The following is a 24,505-nucleotide window of genomic DNA, read 5'->3' on the forward strand; positions in this document are numbered from 1 at the left end:
GTCACAGTCGCGATCGACTACCCTTGGTATACAAGCAGGCCCGGCGTCAGATCGGGCCGCAAGAGGGAACGCGCATTGCACGGACAGGCCGACCGGCGCAGCGAAGCCATGCGAAGCGCCAGCGAGGGAACTCGCCGCCGCGCGTTCACCGGCCTCTGGGTCGCGGCATTGCTGGCGATCCTGACCTTCCTGGTCATCTATCCCGTCTTAATGCTGCTGCTCGGTGCCCTCACCGACACCAATCCGGTGGTCGACGGCATCCGTCTCAGCCTGAGCCATTTGTCGATCGCCAATTTCCTCGCCGTGCTGGCCAATCCGAACGTCGCCGAAGCGCTGCTCAACACGCTGATTGCCTGCGGCGGCGGCACGGTGATCGCGGTCGCGATCGGGCTCCTGTTCTCCTGGATCGTGGTGCGCACCAACACGCCGTTCAAGGGCTTTATCGCCGCGGCCAGCATCCTGCCGCTGTTCGCGCCGCCGCTGGTCGCGGGCGTGGCCTGGGCCATTCTCGGTTCGCCGAAGACCGGCTTGATCAACACGATGTTCAAGTGGATGGGCTCCGACCTGCGCGTCGATCTCTATTCGATGTGGGGCCTGGTGTTCGTGTTCGGCATTTACTACGCGCCCTATGTCTACATGTTCACCTCGTCGGCGTTGCGCAACATGGACCCGAGCCTGGAGGAGGCCGCGGAAATCTCCGGCGCGAGCCCGGTCGCGACCCTGTTCACGGTGACGTTCCCGCTGATCATGCCGGCTATCGTCTCGGGCATGCTGCTGTCGTTCATCGTGATGCTCGGCATCTACGGCATCCCGGCCGTGCTCGGCGCGCCGACCAACCTGAACGTGCTCACCACCTACATCTTCAAGCTCACCAACTGGTCGCCGCCGCTCTACAACACCGCGGCGGCGGTCGCGATCATCCTGATGGTGGTCACGGGGCTGCTGGTCTATCTGCAGCAGAAGCTGCTGAGCGGACGCAGCTATACCACCGTCGCGGGCAAGGCGTTCCGGCCGCGCAGCCTCGATCTCGGGCCGTGGCGCTGGCTCACCTTCGCGATCGGGATCGTCTACCTCCTCATCGTCGTAGTGCTGCCGTCGCTGGCACTGATCGTCGCGGCGTTCCGCAAGTTCATGTTCATCCGCGACGTCGCGAGCCTGTTCGACATGCGGCAATATTCGCTGACGCATTTCGAGAGCATCTTCGACAATCCGTTGACGATGCGGTCGATCTACAATGCGGTCGAGGTGGGCGTCATCACGGCTGTTGTCGGCGGCGCGCTCGCCTTTGCGATCGGCTACACCATCCATCGCACCCGCGTCAGCGGGCGCGGCGCCATCGACCTGATCTCGACCCTGCCGGTCGCGATCCCCGGGCTGGTGGTCGGCGTCGCCTATCTCTGGGCCTGGATCGGCGTGCCGGGCGGGCTCTACGGCACGATCTGGATTCTCGCGCTGGCCTTCATTGCGCGCTTCATGCCGGACACCGTGAAAGCGCTGTCGACCTCGTTCCTGCAAATCCACCGCGAGCTCGAGGAGGCCGCCTGGGTCTGCGGCAAGGGCGTGCTCGGCACCATCAGGACGATCGTTCTGCCGCTGGCGCGGCCGGGCGTGCTGGCGTCGATGACGCTGCTGTTCGTGCTGGCGATCCGCGAGCTCGGCTCGTCGCTGTTCCTCTACACCAGCAACACCATGGTGATGTCGGTGCTGCTGCTCGACTATTACGAGGGCGGCAATATCGGCAAGACCGCGGCCTTCAGCCTGGTGCAGACGGTGCTGCTCGGCGTCCTGATCGGCGGCGCCAACTGGCTGTCGCGCGGATCAGCGCAGGGCAACGTGGCGCGGACCGGATAACAACGAATAAGGGGAGGATTGCGATGGATAGACGAACCTTCACCACACTGGCCTTGGCAAGCGTGGCGGCGCTTGCATTGGCGCCTGCGGCGCAGGCGCAGGCGCAGGAGTTCGGCTCGGCGGAGCTGGTCGCGGCGGCCAAGTCCGAAGGCAAGCTCGTCTACTACACCGCGAACTTCGCCGAGATCGAGCAGCAGGTCATCAAGGCCTTCAACAAGCGCTTTCCCGAGATCAAGGTCGAGATGGTCCGCGCGCCCGGCGGCCAGCTGATCACCCGCGTCAAGACGGAGGCCGCGGCCGGCAAGCTGATCGCCGATGTCGTCGACCATTCCGACCGCGCGCTGATGCAGCCGCTGGAGGACCTGTTCCAGGATTACGCGCCGCCGAACGCGGCCGATTACGATCCGCACGCGCTGATCTCGCCGAAATACTGGCCGCGCGCGACGATCGCCTGGTCGATCGCCTACAACACCGAGTTGGTGAAGGACCCGCCGAAATCCTGGATGGATCTGACCAAGCCGCAATATGACAAGTTGATCGGGCAGGTGTTCGCGCAGTCCGGCGGCACCACCTGGACGCGGATCATGTTCGAGCGCAAGGTGCTCGGCGAAGACTACTGGGCCAAGCAGGCCGCGACCCATCCGGTGCTGTATCCCTCCGGCGCGCCGACGGCCGATGCGCTGGTGCGCGGCGAGATCGCGATCGCGCCGCTGCTCTACAACGTGATCTACCAGAAGAAGAAGGACGGCGCGCCGATCGAGATCTTCTTTCCGCCTGAAGGTGCTCCGGTCAATCCCTACGCGACCGGCATTCCGAAGACGGCGGCTCACCCCAACGCAGCAAAGCTGTTCCTGAACTGGTGTCTGTCCAAGGAAGGACAGACCTTCATGATCAAGGAGCTCGGCAATCTCACATCACTGAAGGCGCCGCCGGCATATCCGGAGGGGTTCGATCCAAAGGTGGTCAAGCTCTGGTATCCGAAGTTCGACGAGTATGTGAAGCTGCATGCGGCGTGGGTCGCGGACTGGGACAAGACGTTTGGCTACCGGCAATAGGCTGATGGTGCAGCGATGACGGCGACGCTGGAAGTCACCGATCTCAGGAAGCAGTTTTCGATCGGCCGCCCGGCCATCGACGGCGTCAGCTTTGGCGTGCCGGCCGGCGAGATCGTGGTGCTGCTGGGGCCGTCCGGCTGCGGCAAGACCACGACGCTGCGCTGCGTCGCCGGGCTCGAGCATCCGACCGGCGGCGAGATCAGCATTTCCGGGCGCGTGGTCTCGTCGCCGGCAAGCGGCATCCTCGTGCCGCCGCGTTCGCGCGATCTCGGCATGGTGTTCCAGTCCTATGCGGTGTGGCCGCATATGACGGTGCGGCAGAACGTGATCTATCCGCTGAAGCACCGCAGGATCGGGCGCACCGATGCTGCCCGCATGGTTGAGGAGGCGCTGGCGCTGGTCGGACTGTCCGACTATGCCGACCGGCCGGTGGTGGCGTTGTCGGGCGGCCAGATGCAGCGCGTCGCGCTGGCGCGCAGCATGGTGTACCGGCCGCAACTGTTGCTGCTCGACGAGCCGCTATCGAACCTCGATGCCAAACTGCGCCTGCGGCTGCGCGACGATCTTCGCGTCATTCTCAAGCAGACCGGGATGACCGCGCTCTACGTCACCCATGACCAGGCCGAGGCGGTCGTGCTCGGCGATCGGATCGGGGTGATGCGCGACGGCAAGCTGTTGCAGATGGACACGCCCGACGTGATCTACAACCGCCCGGCCGATCTGTTCGTCGCCAATTTCACCGGCGCCACCAACGAGCTCGCAGGCACGCTCGTCACATGCAATGGCCGCTATGGCGTGGTCGATTTCGGTGACGGCCGGCAAGGCGAGGTCGCGCTGTGCCAGGCGCTCAAGCCCGACGAGAAAGTGCGGATCGCGCTGCGGCCCGAGAACATCGCGATCGGCCGCCCCGACGGCGTCAACACGTTCTCGGCAAAGGTGCTCGACCGCAGATATCAGGGCACCCAGACCGCCTACGGCATCGAGCTGTTCGGCAAACGGCTGGAGGCGATCGAACTCGGCACCGCCGCACGCTATCAGGTCGGCGTCGAGGCACAGGTCGCGTTGCCGCGCGAATGCCTGTGGGCCTACCGCGACAGCGGGCCGGCATCGCATGAGTAGAGCGTGGTCGCGTCGAGTGGCGACGGGGCTGGGCTCCCTCGCCCCGCTCTTCGCGGGGAGAGGGTGGGGTGAGGGGCTGCTTCCGCGAATACAGTGATAGTTGCGTTTGCGGAGGCTCCCCCTCACCCGGAACCCATCTAGCGATGCGTTCCGACCTCTCCCCGCACGCGGGGCGAGGTGAAGCGGCGGCCGTCGCGTGGCGCGATGGCAGGTAGCCCATGCCGCAGGTTCGCGGGCTAACCTTCCTCCACCAGCGCGCGGATGCTGCGGGCGAGTCCGAGGATGCGCGGGCCGCATTCGCGCTCGATCTGCTCGGCGCTGAAGCGAAAGGAGGGGACGCCGCAATTGACCGACAGGCATTCGCCGGTCGGCGTGCGATAGAGCGGGGCGGCGACGCCGAAGATCTCGCGCCGCCATTCGCCGAGCGAGACGGCAAAGCCGCGCTCGCGGCACAATTCGATGTCGGGCAAGGTGCGCTTCTGCACGTAATCGAACTCATCGGGGCGCTCGGCCTTGACGCGTGCGACATAGGCGCCGAGCTCTTCCTCGGTGAACAGCGACAGCAGCGCGCGCCCGACCGCGGTCGGCGCCAGCGTGCTGACAAAGCCGACGTCGGGCACGTGCGGCGCCGTATCCGTCGTGCGCAACGTCTCGACATAGATGAAGTCGATGCCGAACGGCATCGCGATCGACACCGTGCCGCCGGCATAGGTCGCGAAGTCACGCATCAGCGGACGCGCCAGTTGGCGCACCTTCAATGCCGACAGTACGGGGTAGGCGGCGGCGAGCGCGCCCAGTCCGAGCACGAAGCGGCCCTTGGCGTCGCGCCTGAGATAGCCGAGCTGCTCGAGCGTGTAGGTCAGCCGCGACACCGTCGGCCGCGACAGGCCGGTATGCAACGCGAGCTCGGCATTCGACAGCGAGCCCGGATGACGGCGAAATGCCGCCAGCACGTCGAGGCCATGCGCCAGGGTGGTCGCAAAGGACGGATCCGCCTGAACCTCGGCAGGGGAAGATGCTGTCATACGGAATATTGGTCTCAGATGGTCAGATTTGTCAATATATCGGAATGAATTTGCAAATCGTGTCGATATCGGTTTATCTGCCGGGAATAAGGACAAGGAACCGCTGGAGCGAGGCGCCTCCCGATGACGATGACCGAGCAAGCCCGAGACGCAAAGCCCGCCGCGATCGACAAGGCGCGGCTGCGCCTGAAGTATCAGGAGGAACGCAACAAGCGGCTGCGTCCCGACGGCAACGACCAGTATCTCCAGATCAAGGGCCAGCTCGCGCATTATCTCGACGATCCCTACACGCCGATCGTTGAGCGCGCGCCGAAGACCGACCACGTCACCTTCGCCTTCATCGGCGGCGGCTTCGCCGGGCTCGCCACTGCGGCGCGGCTGACCGAGGCCGGGATCAAGGATGTCCGCATCGTCGAGAAGGGCGGCGATTTCGGCGGCACCTGGTACTGGAACCGGTATCCCGGCGCGCAGTGCGACACGGCGTCAATGGTCTACATGCCGCTGCTCGAAGAGACCGGCCACATGCCGTCCGAGAAATACGCGCATGCGCCGGAGATCCTCGCGCACTGCCAGCGGATCGGCCGGCAATTCAATCTCTACGACAACGCACTGTTTCACACCGAGGTGACGAGCCTCGATTGGGACGCTGCGCAATCGCGCTGGATCATCCGCACCACGCGGGGCGACGCCTTCACCGCGCAATATGTCGGCATCGGCACCGGCCCGCTGCATGTGCCGAAGCTGCCCGGCATTCCCGGCATCGAGCGCTTCAAGGGCCACTCGTTCCACACCAGCCGCTGGGATTACGACTACACCGGCGGCGATCCCAAGGGCGCGCTGATGGAGAGGCTTGCCGACAAGCGCGTCAGCATCATCGGCACCGGCGCGACCTCGGTGCAATGCATTCCGCACCTCGCGCGCGCCTGCAGGGAGCTCTACGTATTCCAGCGCACGCCGTCGTCGGTCGATGTGCGCGGCAACGGGCCGATCGATCCCGACTGGTTCGCCGAGATCGCGACGCCGGGCTGGCAACAGCGCTGGCTGGAGAATTTCACCGCCAACCAGGCCGGCGGATCGGCCGAGGAAGATCTGGTGCAGGACGGCTGGACCGACCTGTCGAAGCGGATTCGCGCCAAGATCATGCTGCTGCCGCGCGAGCAGCGAAGCGTGGAAAACATGCGGGCGGCGTTCGAGGATTCCGACTTCGAGAAGATGGAGGAAATCCGCAACCGGATCGACACCATCGTCCGCGATGCCGACACCGCCGAGAATCTCAAGGCCTGGTACGGCCAGCTCTGCAAGCGGCCGTGCTTCCACGACGCCTATCTTCAGGCGTTCAACACCCCTGGCACCCATCTGGTCGATACCGACGGCAAGGGCGTCAAGGAAATCACCGGGAACGGGATCGTCGTCGGGGGTAAGGAATACGCGCTCGACTGCATCATCTATGCGTCCGGCTTCGAGGTCGGCACCGAGTACAAGCGTCGCGCGGGCTTCGATCTGAAGGGCCGCGACGGTATCAAGCTGTCGGAGCATTGGGCCGAGGGCATGCGCACCAAGCACGGCATCCACGTGCACGGTTTCCCCAACGTGTTCTTCGTGCAGCCGACCCAGGGCGCCAATCTGATCTCCAATGTGCCGCATAATCTGACCGAAGCGGCGCGGACCATCGCGCTGATGGTCGGCCACGCGCAGGACAACGGCTTCAAGGAAATCGAAGTCAGCAAGGAAGCCGAGGATCGCTGGGTCGAACTGCTGCTGACCGGCGTCGGCCGGATGATCGGCGGCCCCGATTGCACGCCCGGCTACTACAACAATGAGGGCCGTGAGCCCGGTCCCGCCGCCAAGCTCAATGTCGGCCATCCCTCAGGCGCGCTGGCCTACTTCAAATATATCGACGGCTGGCGCCGCAGCGGCCAGTTCGAGGGCGTGCAATTTCGCTGAGGGAAGCGCGATCGGAACCGATGTCCGCCAATCGAGGGAGTGCTTGAGTATGGCCCAGACAACCGCAGGCGAAGCGTCGCACGAAGGTCCGAAGGCGGCATCCGCGCCGGTCATCGCGCAGCACCGGGCGACGCTGAAAGCGCTGCCCTTCGCCGACACCAGGGATTTCGACGACGCCGCGCGCGGCTTTCTCGGCACCATCGAAAACGCGCGCGTCACCTCGGCCCAGGGCAGGGTGGTCTGGAGCCTCGAGCCTTACGGATTCCTGTCGGAGGAGAAAGCGCCCGCGACCGTCGATCCGAGCCTGTGGCGGCAGTCGCGGCTCAACATGCATCACGGCCTGTTCGAGGTGGTGCCGGGTGTCTACCAGGTGCGCGGCCTCGACATCGCCAACATGACGCTGATCGAGGGTGACAAGGGCGTCATCGTGGTCGACACGCTGACCTCGATCGAGGGCGCGCGCGCCGCGATGGAACTGTACTTCCGGCATCGCGGCAAGCGGCCTGTCGCCGCCGTGATCTTCACGCATACCCACACCGACCACTGGGGCGGCGCGCGCGGCGTGCTCGACGATGCCATGTTGGCGGCGGGCGTACCGATCATCGCGCCGAACTTCTTCATGGAGCACGCGGTCTCCGAGAACATCATTGCGGGGCCGGCGATGCTGCGCCGCGCGCAATATCAGTTCGGGCCGTTCCTCGCCAAGGGCGCGCGCGGCCACGTCGATTGCGGCCTCGGCAAGACCATGGCGGCGGGTGGCGTGACGCTGCTGCGGCCGACCGATTTGATCATCGCCACCGGCGACAAGCGCGTGATCGACGGCGTCGAGTTCGAATTCCAGATGGCGCCGAACAGCGAGGCGCCGGCGGAGATGCATTTCTTCATCCCGCGCTACAAGCTGCTGAACCTCGCCGAAAATTGCACCCACAACTTCCACAATCTGCTGCCGTTCCGCGGCGCCGATGTGCGCGATGCGCTGGCCTGGTCGAAATATCTCGGCGAGGCGCTGCAGATGTGGGGCGGCAAGGCGGAAGCGATGTGCGGCCAGCACCACTGGCCGGTGTGGGGGCAGGCGCGGATCGACACCATGATCCACGAGCAGCGCGACCTCTACAAATACGCGCATGACCAGACCATCCGTCTGATGAACCATGGGCTCAACGCTGCCGAGATCGCCGAGACGATCCAGCTGCCGCAGAGCCTGGAGGGCGCCTGGCACGGCCGCGGCTATTACGGCCACATCAGGCACAACGTGAAGGCGATCTACCAGAAGTACCTCGGCTGGTACGACGCCAATCCGGTCAACCTCGATCCGCTGCCGCCGGTCGAGGCCGGCAAGAAATATGTCGAGTATATGGGCGGCGCCGATGCGATCCTGAAACGCGCCGCGGCGGATTTTGCCAAGGGCGAATTCCGTTTCGTGGCGCAGGCCGTCAGCCATCTCGTGTTCGCGGAGCCTGATAATCAGGCCGCGCGTTCGCTCCTCGCCGATACGTTCGAGCAGCTCGGCTACGCCGCGGAAAGCTCGACCTGGCGCAACGCCTATCTGTTCGGTGCGCAGGAACTGCGGCAGGGCATGCCGAAGACGCCGCCGCGCTCGCCGATGCCGCGCGAGACGCTGGCTGCGCTGCGCACCGAGCAGCTCTGGGACGTGCTCGGCATCCGCCTCAACGGCCCCAAGGCCGAAGGCAAGCGCTTCGTGCTGAACTGGAGCTTCACCGACACCGGCGAGACCTTCGTGCTCAATCTCGAGAATTCCGCCCTGACCTACGTCGGGGGTGCGCAGGCGGCCGATGCGCAGGCGAGCTTCACGCTGGCGCGCAGCGTGCTCGACGAGGTCATCGCCAAGCTGACCACGTTCCCGGACGCCGTCGATGCCGGCAGGATCAAGGCATCAGGCGAGCCGCAGCGGCTCGGTGAATTGATGGCGCTGATGGACGAATTCCCGCGGATGTTCGAGATTGTCGAGCCGAAGCGGACGGCGGTGACGTAGAGCCGCGCACGCGGAATTTACAAACCGTCACCCTGAGGAGCGCGGAACGCGCGTCTCGAAGGGTCGACGGCCCGGCTGGTGGCCGATTCATCCTTCGAGACGCCGCTACGCGGCTCCTCAGGATGACGGGTTAGCAGACGATGCCTCAAATCCCGAGATACGCCGCCTGCACCTGCTTGTTGCCTGCGAGCTCGGCGCTGGTGCCCTGCATGATCACGTTGCCGCTTTCCAGCACATAGGCGCGCTGCACCAGTGACAGCGCGCGGCTGACATTCTGCTCGACCAAGAGGATCGCGGTGCCCATTTTGTGGATCTCGCCGATCTTCTCGAAGGTCACGTCGGTCATGACAGGCGCGAGGCCGAGCGAGGGCTCGTCCAGCATCAACAGGCGGGGCTTCAACATCAGCCCGCGGCCGACCGCGACCATCTGCTGCTCGCCGCCGCTCATGGTGCCGGCGAGCTGTTTCCTGCGGTCGGCGAGCCGCGGGAAGATGCTGTAGACGAGCTCCATCGTGCGTGCGCGATCCGCCTTGGCCTTCGGCGTGTAGGCGCCGATCTCGAGATTCTCTTGCACCGTCATTTCCGGGAACACCTGGCGGCCTTCAGGGACGTGCGCGATGCCGAGCTCGGGAATCCGGTAAGGCGGCAGCGTGGCGAGGTCGACGCCATCGAACGTGACCTTGCCGCTGAACAGCTTGACGAGGCCGGAGACGGCGCGCAGCGTCGTGCTCTTGCCGGCACCGTTGGCACCGAGCAGGCCGACGGCTTCGCCCTCGCCAATGGAGATGCTGACGTCGGTGATGGCGGGGACCGAGCCGTAGCTGGCGCTGACGCGGGAGAGCTCAAGCATGGGCGTCTCCCTGCGCCGGCGGATGCACGTAGGAGCCGAGATAGGCGCGGATCACTTCCGGATTCTCCACGATCTCCTTCGGCGCGCCCTCGGCGATCTTCTGGCCGTGGTCGAGCACCACGATGTGGCGGGCCACCGCCATGATCGCGCGCATCACATGCTCGACGATCACGATGGTCAGGCCGCTGGCGGACAGCTTCTTCACCAGCGCCACCGCTTGGTCGATCTCGGCCGGGTTGAGCCCGGCCATCACCTCGTCGAGCAGCAGGATCCTTGGCTGCGTTGCCAGCGCGCGGGCCATCTCCAGCCGGCGCTGGTCGATGGTGGTGAGGTCCTTGGCCGGGGTCTGCTCCTTGGCGCCGAGGCCGACGAACTCAATCGCCTCGCGCGCCTTGTTGCGTGCGGCGGCGATATGGCGGTCGCGCAGGAACGCGCCGGTCATCACATTGGCGAGCACGGTCATCGCGCCGAACGGCTTTGCCACCTGGAAGGTGCGGGCAAGGCCGAGCGCGCAGACATCATGCGGCCTGAGCCCCACGACCTCGTGGCCGAAGGCGAGCACCGAGCCGGAATCTGGCCGATGAAATCCGGTGATCAGGTGAAAGCTCGTGGTCTTGCCGGCGCCGTTCGGCCCGATCAGCGCCACCGTCTCGTTCTCCTGCACCGTGAAGCTGACGTCCTGCACGGCGCGCAGGCCGCCGAAGCGCTTGCTGAGACCCTTGATGACCAGTGCTTCTGCCATCGCGACGACCTCAGGCGCGCGCCGGCTTGCGCCGGGCGGTGCGGTGATAGATGTCGGTCGCGAACCCGATCAGCCCGGTCGGCCGCCACAGGATCACAGCCATCAGGATCAGGCTGTAGACCGTGAGCTGGATGCCGCCCACCGAGCTGCCGAGCCAGCTTTGTAGCAGCGCCGAGGTGGTCTCCAGCAGCACGGTGCCGATCACCGGCCCCCACAGCGTGCCGATGCCGCCGACGATCGACACCAGCGCCGCCTCGATCGAGACGTTGAAGCTGAACGCGGTCGCAGGATCGATGAAGTAGATGTACTGCGTGTAGAACGTCCCCGCGAGCGCGGTCAGGAACGCGCTGATCATGTAGATGTCGCGCTTGACCTTCGGCGCGTTGACGCCGACCGCTTCGGCCGCGTCCTCATCCTCGCCGATCGCGACGAGGTAGTAGCCGATCCAGGATTTCTCGATTCTGTGGGTGATCCATAGTCCGACCACGAGCAGGCCGAGCACGACGTAATAGTAGGACGTCTTCTCCTCGAACTGCATCATCAACGGCGCGCTGCCGAGGTTCGGGATCGTGGTGCCTTCGGCACCCCAGGCGAAGTCGCGGAACTTGAGGAAGATCAGCATCAGCACCTGGGCGGTCGCGATGGTGGCGATGGTGAAGTAGGGGCCGCGCAGGCGGAAGCAGAGCCAGCCGATCGGCAGGCTTGCGAGCATCGCAACCACGCCGCCCGCGATCATCCCGATCCAGGGCGAGATGCCGTAGTTCACCTGCATGATGGTGGAGGTGTAGGCGCCGAGCCCGAAATAGGCGGCGTGCCCGAGCGACAGCTGCTTGGCGTAGCCGCCCATCAGGTTCCAGGCGACGCCGATGAAGGAGAACAGCAGGATGCGGATGAAAATGTCGATCGCGAACGATGAGGTGACGAGCTGGGGCAAGGTGAGCATGACGACGGCCCCGATCGCGAGCCACAGCCATTTGAAGTTGCTGGACGTCTGCATTATCGGCCCCTCCTGGCGCCGAGTCCGCTCGGCCTGAAGGCAAGCGTCAGCAGCAGCAGCGCGAACACCACGATCAGGCCGGAATCGGCGCCGACGAACTGGATGCCGAGCGATTCCGCGACGCCCATCATCAGGCTTGCGATCAGCGCGCCGATCACATTGCCGAGCGTGCCCATCACGACGGCGACGAACGCCATCAGCACGAACACCTGGCCGACGAATGGATAGGCCGAATAGAACGGCATCAGCAGCGAGCCGGCGGCGCCCGCGAGCGCCAGCGCGGTTCCGAACGCCACCGCGAACACGCGGTTCGGATTGATCCCCATCAGCATCGCGACGTCGCGGTTCTGCGACGCCGCACGCATGGCGCGGCCGAGATCGGTGGTGTGCAGGAACACCCACAGCAGCCCGCTCAGCGCCATTGCGACCGCAAAGGCGATCAGTTTCGCCACCGGTATGTACAGCCCGCCGATGTGCAACGCCGCCTCCGAATAAGACGTGTGGACGGTGCGGTAGTTGGCGCTGAACAACATCAGCGAGAGATTGAGCAGCAACAGCGACAGCGCGAAGGTCAGGAAGATCTGCGGCATGTCGTTCGGCCCCAGCACCCTGCGGATCAGGAAATGCTGGATCAGGACGCCGGCGAGAAACAGCACCGGCATCGAGACCACGAGCGAGACCAGCGGATCGATGCCGAACTGGGTGGCGAGGAAGAACGAGATATACATCCCGATCATCACGAACTCGCCCTGGGCGAAGTTGACGATCTTGACCACGCCGAAGATCAGCGTGACGCCGATACTGACAAGCGCGTAGATGCCGCCGATGAGCAGGCCGTTGATCACGGCCTGGGCCAGTGTCTCCCACATGCGATTCGACCGCGGCTCAGGTCTTCATCAGCGGCGCGCGGGCGTCTTCCTTCGGGAAGACGCTGACGAGATCGGTGTTCTGCCACTGCACGCCGACCGGCCGGCCGTAGACGTTCTTGCCGTCCGGCCCGAACTTCACCTTGCCGCCCGGCGCCATCGCAGCAAAGCCCGAGGAGACATCGAGCGTCGAGAGCGCCTCGCGCACCTTCTTGGGATCGGCGGAGGCGGCGCGCTCCAGCGCGTCGGCCAGCATGAAGGTCTGCGCGACCAGGCCGCCGGCATATTCGAACGCGAACTCGCCGGTGCGCTTCTTGAATTCGACATTCACCTTCTGCGCGTCGTCGCTGACGTCGTGGTTCCAGTGCGCAACGCCCTGCAGCCCCTCGGCGGCATTGCCGACATTCTTGTAGAAGTCCGGCATCACGAAGCCGCCGGAGCCGCCGTTGATCGCGATGTTGAGCCCGACCTGCTTTACGGTGCGCACGATCAGGATGAGGTCGTTGAGATAGGACAGCGAGAACAGCGTGTTGGCGCCGGAGGCCTTGACCTTGTTGATCAGCGGGCTCGCGTCGGTGAAGCCGGCCGAGTAGGGCTCGAACATCACGATCTCGACGCCTTCGCCCGGCGCCAGCTCCTTCAGCCCGTTCGAGGTCGAGGTACCGAACGCGGTGTTCTCGAAAATCACGGCGACCTTGGCCTGCTCGCTGACCAGCTTGGCCATCTGCAGCTGCGCCTTGGCGAACTGCGAGGCGCGCGCGAACGGCGTGAAGGTGTAGGTGCGCCCCTTGTTGAGCTGATCGGAGCTCGATCCGGTGATGATCGGGACCTTTGCCCGTTCGCAGACTTCGCTCGCGATCAAGGTCAGCGCGCTGGCATAGCAGCCATGGACCGCCGACAGCTTGTTGCCCGTGATCAGGCGGTCGGTCTCGGTGCGTGTTACCGTGGTGTCGCTCTGCACGTCCGAGACGATGAGGTTGAGCTTGGCGCCGCCGAGCGACTTGATGCCACCGGCCTCGTTGACCATGTCGACCGCGAGCTTGGCCGCAGCCACGCAGCCGACACCGATCTGCGCCATGCTGCCGGTGGTCGGATAGAGCGCGCCAATGTTGATCGGGTCGGCCGCCCAGCCCCGCAGCGGAACGGCGCCGAACGCGCCTGCCGCCAGCACGCCGCCGGTTTTGGCGAGGAATTTGCGGCGGTTCAGCTTCTTTTGTGAGGCTTTGGTCGGTGCGGCATTATTAATGGCCGACGGCTTGCGGTCCCCTGTCATGGCGTTCCCCCTGCGCGATCACGGCACGGTTGCTCCGTCCGCTCGCTTATTATTTTTTGCTCAAGCGGGCCGCATAAGAGCACGTAATTCGGCATTCGCAAAGGCGATATCAGCCGAACTCATGGGGAAACGTGTCATCGCTGGTGCGTCGCAGCAATCGCGCGACGCGCGCATGCGGATTTGTTTTGCTGCGTGAGAGTTGCCGACGCACGCGACGGTATTATTGACAATCGAATGACCCGACGGATCGGCACGGATGGTGCCGGCCGGCTCGCCGGATCATTCGATCGGCCGCTGCAACTGCTACTCCGCGCTGGCCACCAGCTTGAAGCGTGGTTCGGCTTCCATCAGGCTGCGGAAGGCGGCGAGATAGTCGAGCGCCATGCGCCGCGCGGTAAAGCGGGTCTCGAACTGCTTACGGATCGCGTCGCGATTGAGCGTTCCGAGGCGGCCGACGGAGGAGATCGCACTGATCTCGTCCTCGACGATGAAGCCGGTCAGACCATCCTCGATGATCTCCGGCACCGAGCCGCGGTTATAGGCGATGACGGGCGTGCCGCAGGCCATCGCTTCGATCATCACGAGGCCGAACGGCTCCGGCCAGTCGATCGGAACCAGCAGCCCGATCGCGCCGCTGAGAAAATCCGGCTTCTCGCGGTCGCTGATCTCGCCGATGAACTCGACCAACGGGTTGCTGGTGATGAGTGGCTTGATCAACTCATCGTAATATTCCTGGTCGGCACGATCGACCTTGGCCGCGATCTTCAGTGGAATGCCGCAGCGGGTTGCGATCTTGATCGCGCGATCGACGCCTTTCTCCGGTGCGATCCGCCCGAGCACCGCGAGGTAGGACGGCTTCGCCGGTTGCGGCGTCAGCAGATTCTCCGGCAGGCCGTGATGGATCGTGCGCACCCAATGCGCCTGCGGCACCGGCCGCCGCTGCGCGTTGGAGATCGAGATCACCGGAATCTTGGAGAAGGTGTTGAAGACCGGCTGATGCTCCGGCAGGTCGAGCCGTCCGTGCAATGTGGTGACGAACGGCGTCGGCTGCCGCGAGAACAGCGACCACGGATAATAGTCAAGATGGCAGTGCAGGAAGTCGAACTCCTCGTCGTCGGCCTTCTGCCGCACGCGTTCCAGCATCACCATGTGGAGCGCATTGGGATCGCGGACCGAGCCGTCGAGCCGCAGTGCCTTCGGCCAGGTCGCATCGAGCTTCGCGGAGGTTTGAGAATCGCCACTGGCGAACAACGTCACGTCATGTCCAAGTGTTACAAGTTCTTCGGTCAGCCAGTGCACGACCCGTTCGGTGCCGCCGTAGAGCTTGGGGGGAACAGCCTCCGTCAGCGGGGCAACCTGCGCGATGCGCATCTCTCCGTCTCCTGTTTGTAATGTGGAATGAACTACCCTCAGCCCTCAGATGGCACCGACATGCCAAAGACGGGAACGTTCTCGCACGTGCGAGGTTCCTTAGATGTGGGAGATCTGTCGCTTCTTTCTTCCATCACACTGTGGTCTTGCTGATGCCATCTCGCTCCAACACGTTTTTGCCTACGCCAGCGTTGCAAAATTGTTGCGCAGTGATGGCCGCATCAAGGAATCCCACCGCCGCCCTTCACGTCATCGTGCGCGAGAGCTTCGACTAAATTTTCTCGTTCACCTTCAACAGCTTTGCAGGACGTCATGGACCATCTGTCAGGATACGCGCATCGCCCATTTCCCTTTGTGCTGCGCTATCTGCGCCGGCGTCTGCCGTCGCATGTTGTGATTTTGTCAGCCGTGGTTGCAGCGGTTGCCTGTTCGGTAGGCACGCAATACGGAGTGAAGAATCTGGTCGATGCGTTGTCGGCGGGGCCATCGGCCGCGAACGGCGTATGGCTGGCATTCGCTCTGCTCATGTCGCTGATCGCAGCCGACAACTTCCTGTGGCGGATCGCGAGCTGGACCGCGAGCTACACCTTTGTCAGCGTCACCGGCGACCTTCGCCGCGATATGTTCCGCCATCTCACCGGTCACGCGCCGAGCTATTTCACGGACCGGCTGCCGGGCATGCTGACCAGCCGGATCACGGCGACGTCGAACGCCGTGTTCACCGTCGAGAACATGTTTGTGTGGAACGTGTTGCCGCCCTGCATCGCAACCTTCGCGGCGATTGCCTTGGTTGGAACCGTCAGCGTGACGATGTCGGCGGTGCTGATCCTGATCGCGGGAACCATGGTGGTGGCCATGTTCCGGATGGCAGCCGCCGGCCGGCCGCTGCACGACGATTTCGCCAACAGGGCGGCTGCCGTGGACGGCGAAATGGTCGACGTCATCAACAACCTGCCGCTGGTGCGCGCGTTCTGCGGCCTCGGCTATGAGCACGACCGCTTCGATGCGACCGTCAATCGGGAACTCGTCGCGCGCGGGCGTTCCCTGCGCTATCTCGAAAAGCTCCGTCTCGTTCACGCCGGCGTGACCGTCATTCTGACGATCGCGATGCTGGCCTGGGCCCTCAGCCTCTGGCAGCAGGGCGCGGCGACCACCGGCGACGTGGTGCTGGTGTGCACGCTCGGCATCTCGATCCTCAGCGCCACCCGCGATCTCGCGGTCGCGCTGGTTGACGTCACCCAGCATGTCGCCCGGCTGACCGAGGCGCTGGCCACACTGCTGCAGCCGCACGAGCTGAAGGACCATCCGGAGGCCGAGGCGCTGGTGAAGAGCGGCGCCGCGATCGCCTTCAACAATGTCGCGTTCCGCTATCCCGGCGGCCTGCAGGTGTTCGAGCGCTTCAGCCTGCGCATCCAGCCCGGCCAGCGGGTCGGCCTCGTCGGCCAGTCCGGCGGCGGCAAGTCAACATTGTTTACCCTTCTGCAGCGCTTCTACGACGTCGAGCAGGGCAACATCACCGTCGACGGCCAGGACATCTCGCGCGTCACCCAGCAGAGCCTGCGCGCGGCAATCTCGGTGGTGCCGCAGGATATCTCCCTGTTCCACCGTTCGATCCTGGAGAACATCCGCTACGGCCGGCCGGACGCCACCGACGACGAGGTGCTGCGGGCGGCGATCGCGGCGCGCTGCGACTTCATCGAGAGCTTGCCCGAGGGCATGAACACCATCGTCGGCGATCGCGGCGTCAAGGTCTCCGGCGGCCAGCGCCAGCGGATCGCGATCGCGCGCGCCTTCCTGAAGGACGCGCCGATCCTGCTGCTCGACGAGGCCACCGCGGCGCTCGATGCGGACTCCGAGGAGGCGATCCGCGAGGCGTTGTCGCGGCTGATGCGCGGGCGTACCGTGGTCGCAATCGCGCACCGACTCGCGACGCTGCGCAGCTTCGACCGCGTGATCGTGCTGCAGGGCGGCCGCATCGTCGAGGATGGTCCGCCCGATATCCTCGTGAAGGGAAGGGGCCCCTACCGCGACCTGGTCGCGCGCGAGATGGGCCGCCTCTCCACCAGCGCGGCCTGACCCCGCGTTCTCAAGCGTGTTTGTGCGTTCCGGTGCGTTCGTTCGAGCCGAAGTGGAGCCAAGCAAAGTCGCCAGAGGTTCAGATGGCAGCTGACGTCGTTACGCAGATCATCACCGCTCGCATCACTGAGCACGTCGCCGAATCGCCGTTCTACATTCCGATGACCGGGCCTGCGGCACGGCCGCGGCGCTCGCTCAAGCATGACGACACTTTCATCGTGCTCGATAGCCACGGCGACATCGGCGCCTCGGCCGGTGGGCCGGACGGCCTGTTCAACGCCGACACCCGCTACCTGGCGCGGCTGGAAATGGTGCTGGAGGACGTGCAGCCGCTCCTGCTCGGCTCCAACATGCGCGACGACAATTCGGCGCTGACGGTCGATCTCACCAATTCCGACGTCTATCGCGACGACCGTCTGACCCTGCCGAAGGACACGCTGCATATCGTGCGCTCGATCTTCCTGTGGCGCGGCACGGCCTATCAGCGCATCGGCCTGCAGAATCACGGCGATCATGCCGCGAGCTTCGATCTCACGCTCTTGTTCGACAACGACTTTGCCGATCTGTTCGAGGTGCGCGGCGAGCGCCGGCCGCGGCGGGGCATCGGCTCGAGCAAGCTGTTGGGCCCGACCGACGTGGTGCTGGAATATTGCGGCCTCGACGAGCAGACGCGGATCACCGCGCTGCATTTCGATCCGCGGCCGACGCGGCTGTCGGTCAACGCGGCGACCTATCATTTCGATCTCGAGCCCGGACAGGTCACGTCGCTGTTCGTCGCGGTCTCCTGCAACAAGCCGATCATGCAGAAGCCGGTGCCGTTCTTCCGTGGCCTGCTGGCGCATCGCCGCGAGATGCGGACTTCGTCGGCCGGCGCGGCCAGCATCGAGACCTCTAACAACATCTTCAACGAGGTGCTGTGCCAGGCGATGGCCGACCTCAACATGCTGATGACCGAGACGCCGCAGGGCCGTTATCCCTATGCCGGCATTCCCTGGTATTCGACGACGTTCGGCCGCGACGGGCTGATCACCGCGCTGCAGATGCTGTGGATCGATCCGCGGATCGCCAAGGGCGTTCTGAAGCGGCTCGCGCTGTTCCAGGCCAAGGCGGTCGATCCGCTGGCCGATGCCGCGCCGGGCAAGATCCTGCACGAGATGCGCGGCGGCGAGATGGCCGCGCTTCGCGAGGTGCCGTTCGCGCATTATTACGGCAGCGTCGATTCCACTCCGCTGTTCGTGCTGCTCGCCGGGCTCTATCTGGAGCGCACCGGCGATCTGGAGACGCTGCGCGAGCTGTGGCCCGCGGTCGAGGCCGGCTTGCAATGGATCGACGGCCCGGGCGATCCGGATCGCGACGGCTTCGTCGAATACCAGCGCGCCACCGAGCAGGGGCTTCGCAATCAAGGCTGGAAGGATTCGTTCGACGCCATCTTCCACGCCGACGGAACGCTTGCCGAGGGCAACATCGCGCTGGCGGAAGTGCAGGGCTATGTGTTTGCCGGCAAGCAGCTTGCCGCGCGCGCGGCGCGCAAACTCGGCTTTGCGGACAAGGCTGCGAAGCTGGAAGCCGAGGCCGAGCGGCTGCGCGAGCGGTTCGAGGAAGCATTCTGGTGCGAGGAGCTCGGCACCTATGCGGTCGCGCTCGACGGCGCCAAGCAGCCGTGCAAGGTGCGCACGTCGAATGCCGGCCAGACATTGTTTTCCGGCATGGTGCGGGAAGACCGCGCGCGACGGGTCGCCGCCGATCTGATGAGCCAGAAGTTCTTCTCGGGCTGGGGCATCCGCACCGTCGCCGCGGGCGAAGCGCGCTACAACCCGATGTCCTATCACGATGGCTCGATCTGGCCGCATGACAATGCGCTGATCGCGCTCGGATTTGCCCGCTACGGCCTCAAGCATTCGGTCGCGCATCTGTTCAAGGGCCTGTTCGATGCCGCAAGCTATATGGAACTGCGACGGCTGCCGGAGCTGTTCTGCGGCTTCCGCCGCGAGCGCCGGCGCGGCCCGGTGCTCTATCCCGTGGCCTGTGCACCGCAGGCCTGGGCGAGCGCGACGCCGTTCACGCTGCTGGAGGCGGCGCTCGGCCTCGAGTTCGACACCGCGCGCGGCGAGATTCGCTTGCGCGATCCGCGGCTGCCGGAGTTCCTCAACGACGTGGTGCTGCGCGACCTCAGGCTCGGCGCCTCCAGCGTCGATCTGAGGCTGCGCCGCCATGGCGACGAGGTGTCGCTGGAAGTGTTGCGCACACGCGGCCAGATCCAGGTGTCGATCGTGCTGACGCATTGAGCGTCGTGGCGCGGCATGCGTGCGCCGCGAAATCGCGGGGAGAGTAACATGCGTCCGAGGATGATGATGATGCTGGTCGCAGCGGCGCTGCTGACATGCGCGGGTGTCCGTGCCGCCGACGACGAAGCGCCGGCGCCGACACCATCGCCGCCGCCGGCGGCCCAGGCGCCGCCAGCAATGCCTGCGCCGCCAGCAACGCCTGCGCCGCCGGCAGCCTCTGCGACGCCGAAGGAGCAGGCCAAGGAGCCCTCAAAGGAATCGTCCAAGGAACCGTCGCCGCCGCCGTCGGTGACCGTGATCGGCGCGCGCGATGCGCACGGCATTCTCGGGCGCGACGTTCGCAGTTCCGCCAATGAGAACATGGGCCGCATCGTCGACGTCATTGTCGACCGCGACGGCAAGGTCCGCGCCGCAGTGATCGATTTCGGTGGGTTCCTCGGCGTCGGCAGCCGCAAGATCGTGGTCGATTGGAACGCGCTGCGTTTCGCCGGTGTTTCCAGCAAGAGCGACAGCATCACGCTGGACCTCAACAAGCAGCAGGTCAGCGCTGCACCCGAGTACAAGGAAGATACGCCGCTGATCGTGCTGGGCGCGGCGGGAAGCCTGCATCCATGGGACTACGAACATTAGGGGGGGGTAAAGCTGGTCGCGCGTCCGAACTCTTCTTTAGAGACGGTTGGCGACGGTCGTGGCAAGCGATCAGCCGGCGGTACTAATGTTGTGCCGCTCGCCCCCGATCAAGGCAGTCCCGAGGAACCGCGTGCGCCGTCGCGCCAAAGCCAGCGCGGCCTCGACTGGTTCATCTTCTTCCTGGCCGACGTGCAGACCGGCTTCGGCCCGTTCGTCGCGGTCTATCTGACGACGCAGAAATGGACCCAGGTCGAGATCGGCTTCGTGCTCTCGATCGGCGGCATTATCGGCCTCTTGGGCCAGATGCCCGGTGGAGCGATCGTCGATGCGGCGCGCTCGGAGCGGGTCGTTGCGGGCTGTGCGGTGGCCGCGATCGGCGCCAGTGCGCTGGCCTACGCGCTCTGGCCGATCTTTCCCGTGGTGACGCTCGCCGCGACGCTGCACGCACTCGCGAGCTGCGTGCTCGGTCCGGCGATCGCCGCGATCAGCCTCGGCCTGGTCGGGCCGCTTGCGATCGGCGAGCGGCTCGGCCGCAACGCGCGCTTCGCCTCGCTCGGCAGCGGCTCGGCCGCGGCACTGATGGGCGCCTGCGGCTATCTGCTGTCGAGCCGCTCGGTGTTCCTCGTCACCTTCATCCTGGCGATCCCGACGCTGTTGTCGCTGGCGCGGATCCGCGAGCGCGAGATCGACATCGCCCAGGCCCATGGCGAGGTGAAACGGGAAGTCCCCGACAAGCGCGCCACCAGCGTCGTCGGCCTGGTGCGGCAGCGGCCGCTCTTGATCTTTGCCGGCGCGATGATGCTGTTCCAGCTCGCCAATGCCGCGATGCTGCCCTTGATGGCGGGCGTGGTGACGACACGGTCGAGCCAATGGGCGCCGGTCCTGATCGCGGCCTGCATCATTGTGCCGCAGGCGATCGTCGCGCTGTCCTCGCCGTCGGTCGGCCGCAAGGCGCAGGCCTGGGGGCGGCGGCCGCTGCTGTTGATCGCATTCGCCGCGCTGGCGATCCGCGGCCTGTTGTTCGCGACGGTGCGCGACCCCTATGTGCTGGTCATGGTGCAGATTTTCGACGGCATCACCGCGGCGATCTTCAGCGTGATGGTGCCGCTGATCGTGGCCGACGTCGCCTTCGGAAGCGGCCATTTCAACCTGGCGCAGGGCATTGTCGGCACCGCGGTCGGCATTGGCGCGTCGCTCAGCACGGTGCTGGCCGGCTATGTCAGCGACAAGCTCGGCAGCAGCACCGCCTTCATGGGCCTCGCCGGGATCGCCGCGTTCGGACTATTCGTGATCTGGCTGGTGATGCCGGAGACGCGGCGGACGGCATGATGGCAGGCGCAACCGCGGCATCATTGGCCGCCACCGACCGGACCAGGGATGCGGCTACGGGCCCGTTTTGCAGCGCGGCACCCTTTCTCCTGCATGTGCCGTCATATATGAGTGAATACATAAGTGATTTGCTGCTGGAACGAGCCCGATGGTCCCCAGGAGCGAGTTCGCGCGTTGAACCGTGGCGGCGATTAATCAATCCAAAATCGCGGTCTGGTACGGGATTGACGCAGCGCGGGCAGGCATTTCGACCGAGGAGCGGCATGGTACATCGAACGACGACGGCGCAAACCACCGGAGCGATGCGGCGTTGGGGCCAACCCGCCTTTGTGACATTCGCGGCGATGGTCACAGTTGCGTCACTGACCGGCGTCGTCGCGGCGAAAGAGCAGCGTCCCGCGGCAGCCGTCGAGGCGACCGCGCAGCGCACCGCTGGCGAGCCGATCATGGCGATCGTGTCGATCAAGGCCCAGAAGGTCACGCTCTACGACGCCGAGGGCTGGATCTACCGCGCGCCGGTGTCGAGCGGCGTCAAGGGACGCGAGACGCCGGCCGGCGTCTTTGCGCTGATCGAGAAGGACAAGGATCACCACTCGACCCTCTATGACGATGCCTGGATGCCCAACATGCAGCGCATCACCTGGAACGGCATCGCGCTGCATGGCGGGCCGCTTCCGGGATATGCGGCCTCGCATGGCTGCGTGCGGATGCCCTACGATTTTGCCGAGAAGCTGTTCGACAAGACCCGGATCGGGATGCGGGTGATCATCGCGCCGAACGATCCGGCGCCGGTCGATTTTACGCATCCGGCGCTGTTCGTGCCGAACGCGCAAGCCATGGCGGCCGCGCCGGCGCGCGCCGAGAAGCTCAGCCGCGAGGCCGCGGATGCCGCCAAGGCAGCCGACGAGGCGAAGAAGGCTTCGGTAGCCGCGTCCAAGGAAGCTGCGCTGTTCACGCCGGCGTCGCTGCGCAAATTGCAACAGATCAAGACCCGTGCCGACGCGGCGGTTGCGTTGGCCGACAAGACGCTCGCCGCGGCCAAGACCGATCTTGCCAAGGCGCGCGCCGAGGATCTGAAGCAGAAGGCAGTGGCCAAGGCCGCGGAAGCGACCACCCAGTTCGAGGCCGCCCAGGGTGACGCGAAGCCGAAGCTCGATGCCGCAGCGGCCGCCAAGGACGCCGCCAAGACGGCCGAGGCCAAGAAGGCGGATGCGCAGAAGGCGGCGACCGAGGCGAAGCTCGCGCTCGAGCCAGTCTCCGTCTACATCAGCCGCGCGACGCAGAAGCTTTACGTCCGGCGCAACACCCATAAGCCATGGGCTGACGGCGGCGAGGTGTTCGACTCGAGCATCGAGGTTCCCGTCACCATCCGCGATCCGGACAAGCCGATCGGCACGCATATCTACACGGCGATGGCGCGCAACGATGCGGGCGGCCTGCGCTGGACCCAGGTGACGATCGACGACGGAGACAACGCCAAGGACGCGCTCGACCGCATCACCATCCCGCAGGATGTGCTGGATCGCATCGCGCCGACCGCCGTTGCGCGCTCCTCGATCATCATCTCGGACGAGCCGCTGAGCGCCGAGACCAACTATCGCACGGAGTTCGTCGCCGTGCTGAGCAACCAGCCCCAGGGCGGTTTCATCACGCGCAAGCCGACCCGGCCCATGATGACCGACGACATGATCGCGAGCAGGGACGAGGACGGTTTCGGCTTCTTCTATCAGCGCAGCTGGAATCCCCAGGCGCCGACCAATTATGGTAGCCCCCAATACGGCGCTCCCCAGTTCGGTAGCCCCCAGATCTATGGCAATCCTCAAGCCGCCAATCCGCGCCGGCGCGGCGGCCAGTATTACTGGCAATCGCAACAGTGGTAGTGAGGCGGGGGCAGGCCGCCCATCACGGTGAGCCTCCGACGGCGGCGTGATGCCGCCGTCGAAACGCACTGCGCTATGGACTGCCTTACGGGCGAGCTTCCAGGATCAGGTTGAACGGCGTTTCCGCGGCGCGGCGGAACCGGGAGAAGCCGCCCTGGCGCGCCACCTCGCGCAGTCTTGCCTCTCCGGCCTGCGCGCCGAGCGCAAGCCCGACCTCCTGGTCCAGCGACGCCGGCGTGCAGATCATCGTCGACGCGGCGTAGTAGACGCGCCCGATCGGATTGAGGTTGTCCTCCAGCCGGTCGTTGGCGAACGGCTCGATCAGCATGCAGGTGCCGTCGTCGGCAAGGGTGGAGCGGGTGTGCTTGAGGGCGCCGACCGGATCGCCCATGTCGTGCAGGCAGTCGAAGAAGCACACCAGGTCATAGCCCTTGGCCGGGAATGTCTTGGCGGAATGCGTTTCGAAATGAACGCGGTCCGACAGTCCCGCCTCCCGCGCGGACTTCCGCGCCGCCTCGATCGAGCCCTCGTGATAGTCGAAGCCGTAGAACGTTGATTTCGGGAACGCTTCCGCCATCAATCGCGTCGAGACGCCGTGCCCGCAGCCGACGTCCGCGACGACAGCGCCTTTCTTCAGCTTGTCGACGACGCCCTCGAGCGCCGGCAGCCATTCCTGGACCAGATAGTGCTTATAGCTGGTGCGGAAGAAGCGGGCGGTGCCGCAGAACAGGCACTCGCTGCGCCTGTTCCAGCCGACGCCCTTGCCGGTCTTGAAGGCGTCGGTAATCTTTGGCTCATCGAGAAAGGTCGCGCCGACAAGGCTTCCGACGGCGCCGAGGAAGACCGGGCTGTCCTCGTCGGCGAGCGCGAGCGCCTGCTCGGGCAGCATCGAGAATTTTCCGGTCGCCTTGTCGTACTCGATGTAGCCGGAGGCCGCCTGCGCCGACAGCCACTCCTGGATGTACCGCTCGGCCGTTCCCGTCGCCTTGGCCAGGGCCGCGGCATTCATCGGCCCGCCCTGCGCGAGAGCCCTGTACAGCCCCAGCTTGTCGCCCAGCAGCATCAGCGAGGCATTCATCGCCGCGCCGACATCGCCGATCATCTTTCCCATGAATGAATTGAGGCGCTCTTCGTTGACGTCCATGATGTTCCTCCATCGCAATCGCGTTTGGCCAAAAGTCATCATTCGCAATTTCACGCATGCGTCGTCGTCCAGCCG

The 24,505-nt window shown here is 65.4% G+C and carries 18 protein-coding genes; 10 read left to right on the forward strand and 8 right to left on the reverse strand.

Going from position 1 to position 24,505, the window contains the following annotated elements; translation table 11 throughout:
- Positions 1-108 precede the first annotated feature (108 nt).
- The 3 genes from IF803_RS24675 to IF803_RS24685 are packed head-to-tail and all read left to right on the forward strand — an operon-like array spanning position 109 to position 4,025.
- Positions 109-1,851 (forward strand): ABC transporter permease, encoded by a 1,743-nt coding sequence (locus tag IF803_RS24675; protein WP_172648281.1) that lies wholly within the window; start codon positions 109-111, stop codon positions 1,849-1,851.
- Positions 1,852-1,874: 23 nt separating this feature from the next.
- The gene (locus IF803_RS24680; protein WP_304499197.1) at positions 1,875-2,906 is read left to right on the forward strand and encodes an ABC transporter substrate-binding protein; all 1,032 of its coding nucleotides are present in this window, start codon (positions 1,875-1,877) and stop codon (positions 2,904-2,906) included.
- A 15-nt stretch (positions 2,907-2,921) separates the two neighbouring features.
- Positions 2,922-4,025: an ABC transporter ATP-binding protein gene (locus tag IF803_RS24685; RefSeq protein ID WP_304499198.1), complete on the forward strand. Its 1,104-nt coding sequence runs from the start codon at positions 2,922-2,924 to the stop codon at positions 4,023-4,025.
- A 236-nt stretch (positions 4,026-4,261) separates the two neighbouring features.
- Here the strand turns inward: IF803_RS24685 and IF803_RS24690 are convergent, their stop codons facing one another.
- Complete coding sequence (locus IF803_RS24690) at positions 4,262-5,050, reverse strand: IclR family transcriptional regulator (protein ID WP_411783653.1); 789 nt, start codon at positions 5,048-5,050, stop codon at positions 4,262-4,264.
- Between the two features lie 123 nt (positions 5,051-5,173).
- On the opposite strand from IF803_RS24690, the gene IF803_RS24695 reads away from it, so the two are divergent.
- Both IF803_RS24695 and IF803_RS24700 read left to right on the forward strand, forming a co-directional pair.
- Complete coding sequence (locus tag IF803_RS24695; protein ID WP_461193770.1) at positions 5,174-6,994, forward strand: flavin-containing monooxygenase; 1,821 nt, start codon at positions 5,174-5,176, stop codon at positions 6,992-6,994.
- 49 nt (positions 6,995-7,043) lie between these two features.
- Positions 7,044-8,987 carry an alkyl/aryl-sulfatase gene (locus tag IF803_RS24700; protein WP_461193771.1) on the forward strand — a complete coding sequence of 648 codons (1,944 nt, stop codon included), beginning with the start codon at positions 7,044-7,046 and terminating at the stop codon, positions 8,985-8,987.
- A 145-nt stretch (positions 8,988-9,132) separates the two neighbouring features.
- Here the strand turns inward: IF803_RS24700 and IF803_RS24705 are convergent, their stop codons facing one another.
- From IF803_RS24705 to IF803_RS24730, 6 genes are all read right to left on the reverse strand, one after another.
- Positions 9,133-9,837 carry an ABC transporter ATP-binding protein gene (locus tag IF803_RS24705; RefSeq protein ID WP_028338889.1) on the reverse strand — a complete coding sequence of 235 codons (705 nt, stop codon included), beginning with the start codon at positions 9,835-9,837 and terminating at the stop codon, positions 9,133-9,135.
- The gene (locus IF803_RS24710) at positions 9,830-10,579 is read right to left on the reverse strand and encodes an ABC transporter ATP-binding protein (protein WP_038383919.1); all 750 of its coding nucleotides are present in this window, start codon (positions 10,577-10,579) and stop codon (positions 9,830-9,832) included. Before IF803_RS24710 ends, IF803_RS24705 begins: the two co-directional genes overlap by 8 nt.
- Before the next feature lie 10 nt (positions 10,580-10,589).
- The gene (locus IF803_RS24715; protein ID WP_461193773.1) at positions 10,590-11,576 is read right to left on the reverse strand and encodes a branched-chain amino acid ABC transporter permease; all 987 of its coding nucleotides are present in this window, start codon (positions 11,574-11,576) and stop codon (positions 10,590-10,592) included.
- Positions 11,576-12,445 (reverse strand): branched-chain amino acid ABC transporter permease, encoded by an 870-nt coding sequence (locus tag IF803_RS24720; RefSeq protein ID WP_461193774.1) that lies wholly within the window; start codon positions 12,443-12,445, stop codon positions 11,576-11,578. Before IF803_RS24720 ends, IF803_RS24715 begins: the two co-directional genes overlap by 1 nt.
- Before the next feature lie 16 nt (positions 12,446-12,461).
- The gene (locus IF803_RS24725; protein ID WP_461193776.1) at positions 12,462-13,715 is read right to left on the reverse strand and encodes an ABC transporter substrate-binding protein; all 1,254 of its coding nucleotides are present in this window, start codon (positions 13,713-13,715) and stop codon (positions 12,462-12,464) included.
- 303 nt (positions 13,716-14,018) lie between these two features.
- Complete coding sequence (locus tag IF803_RS24730; RefSeq protein WP_028338885.1) at positions 14,019-15,086, reverse strand: glycosyltransferase family 4 protein; 1,068 nt, start codon at positions 15,084-15,086, stop codon at positions 14,019-14,021.
- Positions 15,087-15,398: 312 nt separating this feature from the next.
- Here IF803_RS24730 and IF803_RS24735 point away from each other — a divergent pair, with 312 nt between their 5' ends.
- The 5 genes from IF803_RS24735 (at position 15,399) to IF803_RS24755 (ending at position 23,286) form a co-directional block, all read left to right on the forward strand.
- Positions 15,399-17,162 carry an ABC transporter ATP-binding protein gene (locus tag IF803_RS24735; RefSeq protein ID WP_028338884.1) on the forward strand — a complete coding sequence of 588 codons (1,764 nt, stop codon included), beginning with the start codon at positions 15,399-15,401 and terminating at the stop codon, positions 17,160-17,162.
- An 83-nt stretch (positions 17,163-17,245) separates the two neighbouring features.
- Positions 17,246-19,447: an amylo-alpha-1,6-glucosidase gene (locus IF803_RS24740; protein ID WP_028338883.1), complete on the forward strand. Its 2,202-nt coding sequence runs from the start codon at positions 17,246-17,248 to the stop codon at positions 19,445-19,447.
- Between the two features lie 60 nt (positions 19,448-19,507).
- Positions 19,508-20,077 (forward strand): PRC-barrel domain-containing protein, encoded by a 570-nt coding sequence (locus IF803_RS24745; RefSeq protein ID WP_461193781.1) that lies wholly within the window; start codon positions 19,508-19,510, stop codon positions 20,075-20,077.
- Positions 20,078-20,167: 90 nt separating this feature from the next.
- Positions 20,168-21,406 carry an MFS transporter gene (locus tag IF803_RS24750; RefSeq protein WP_461193778.1) on the forward strand — a complete coding sequence of 413 codons (1,239 nt, stop codon included), beginning with the start codon at positions 20,168-20,170 and terminating at the stop codon, positions 21,404-21,406.
- Between the two features lie 263 nt (positions 21,407-21,669).
- Complete coding sequence (locus tag IF803_RS24755; protein WP_461193779.1) at positions 21,670-23,286, forward strand: L,D-transpeptidase family protein; 1,617 nt, start codon at positions 21,670-21,672, stop codon at positions 23,284-23,286.
- An 85-nt stretch (positions 23,287-23,371) separates the two neighbouring features.
- On the opposite strand, the gene IF803_RS24760 is transcribed toward IF803_RS24755, so the two are convergent.
- Entirely contained in the window at positions 23,372-24,430 is a 1,059-nt protein-coding gene (locus tag IF803_RS24760) for a class I SAM-dependent methyltransferase (protein WP_035630961.1), read from the reverse strand.
- Between the last annotated feature and the right edge of the window lie 75 nt (positions 24,431-24,505).

The organism is Bradyrhizobium sp. UFLA06-06 (genome assembly GCF_054820065.1).

Excerpts from the sequence above, each read along its gene's own strand:
- IF803_RS24710 (WP_038383919.1), bottom strand. The coding sequence starts at position 10,579 with ATGGCAGAAGCACTGGTCATCAAGGGTCTCAGCAAGCGCTTCGGCGGC.
- IF803_RS24680 (WP_304499197.1), top strand. The coding sequence starts at position 1,875 with ATGGATAGACGAACCTTCACCACACTGGCCTTGGCAAGCGTGGCGGCG.
- IF803_RS24695 (WP_461193770.1), top strand. The coding sequence starts at position 5,174 with ATGACGATGACCGAGCAAGCCCGAGACGCAAAGCCCGCCGCGATCGAC.
- IF803_RS24740 (WP_028338883.1), top strand. The coding sequence starts at position 17,246 with ATGGCAGCTGACGTCGTTACGCAGATCATCACCGCTCGCATCACTGAG.
- IF803_RS24720 (WP_461193774.1), bottom strand. The coding sequence starts at position 12,445 with ATGTGGGAGACACTGGCCCAGGCCGTGATCAACGGCCTGCTCATCGGC.
- IF803_RS24685 (WP_304499198.1), top strand. The coding sequence starts at position 2,922 with ATGACGGCGACGCTGGAAGTCACCGATCTCAGGAAGCAGTTTTCGATC.
- IF803_RS24735 (WP_028338884.1), top strand. The coding sequence starts at position 15,399 with ATGGACCATCTGTCAGGATACGCGCATCGCCCATTTCCCTTTGTGCTG.
- IF803_RS24700 (WP_461193771.1), top strand. The coding sequence starts at position 7,044 with ATGGCCCAGACAACCGCAGGCGAAGCGTCGCACGAAGGTCCGAAGGCG.
- IF803_RS24760 (WP_035630961.1), bottom strand. The coding sequence starts at position 24,430 with ATGGACGTCAACGAAGAGCGCCTCAATTCATTCATGGGAAAGATGATC.
- IF803_RS24690 (WP_411783653.1), bottom strand. The coding sequence starts at position 5,050 with ATGACAGCATCTTCCCCTGCCGAGGTTCAGGCGGATCCGTCCTTTGCG.
- IF803_RS24725 (WP_461193776.1), bottom strand. The coding sequence starts at position 13,715 with ATGACAGGGGACCGCAAGCCGTCGGCCATTAATAATGCCGCACCGACC.
- IF803_RS24745 (WP_461193781.1), top strand. The coding sequence starts at position 19,508 with ATGATGATGATGCTGGTCGCAGCGGCGCTGCTGACATGCGCGGGTGTC.
- IF803_RS24755 (WP_461193779.1), top strand. The coding sequence starts at position 21,670 with ATGGTACATCGAACGACGACGGCGCAAACCACCGGAGCGATGCGGCGT.
- IF803_RS24705 (WP_028338889.1), bottom strand. The coding sequence starts at position 9,837 with ATGCTTGAGCTCTCCCGCGTCAGCGCCAGCTACGGCTCGGTCCCCGCC.
- IF803_RS24730 (WP_028338885.1), bottom strand. The coding sequence starts at position 15,086 with ATGCGCATCGCGCAGGTTGCCCCGCTGACGGAGGCTGTTCCCCCCAAG.
- IF803_RS24675 (WP_172648281.1), top strand. The coding sequence starts at position 109 with ATGCGAAGCGCCAGCGAGGGAACTCGCCGCCGCGCGTTCACCGGCCTC.
- IF803_RS24715 (WP_461193773.1), bottom strand. The coding sequence starts at position 11,576 with ATGCAGACGTCCAGCAACTTCAAATGGCTGTGGCTCGCGATCGGGGCC.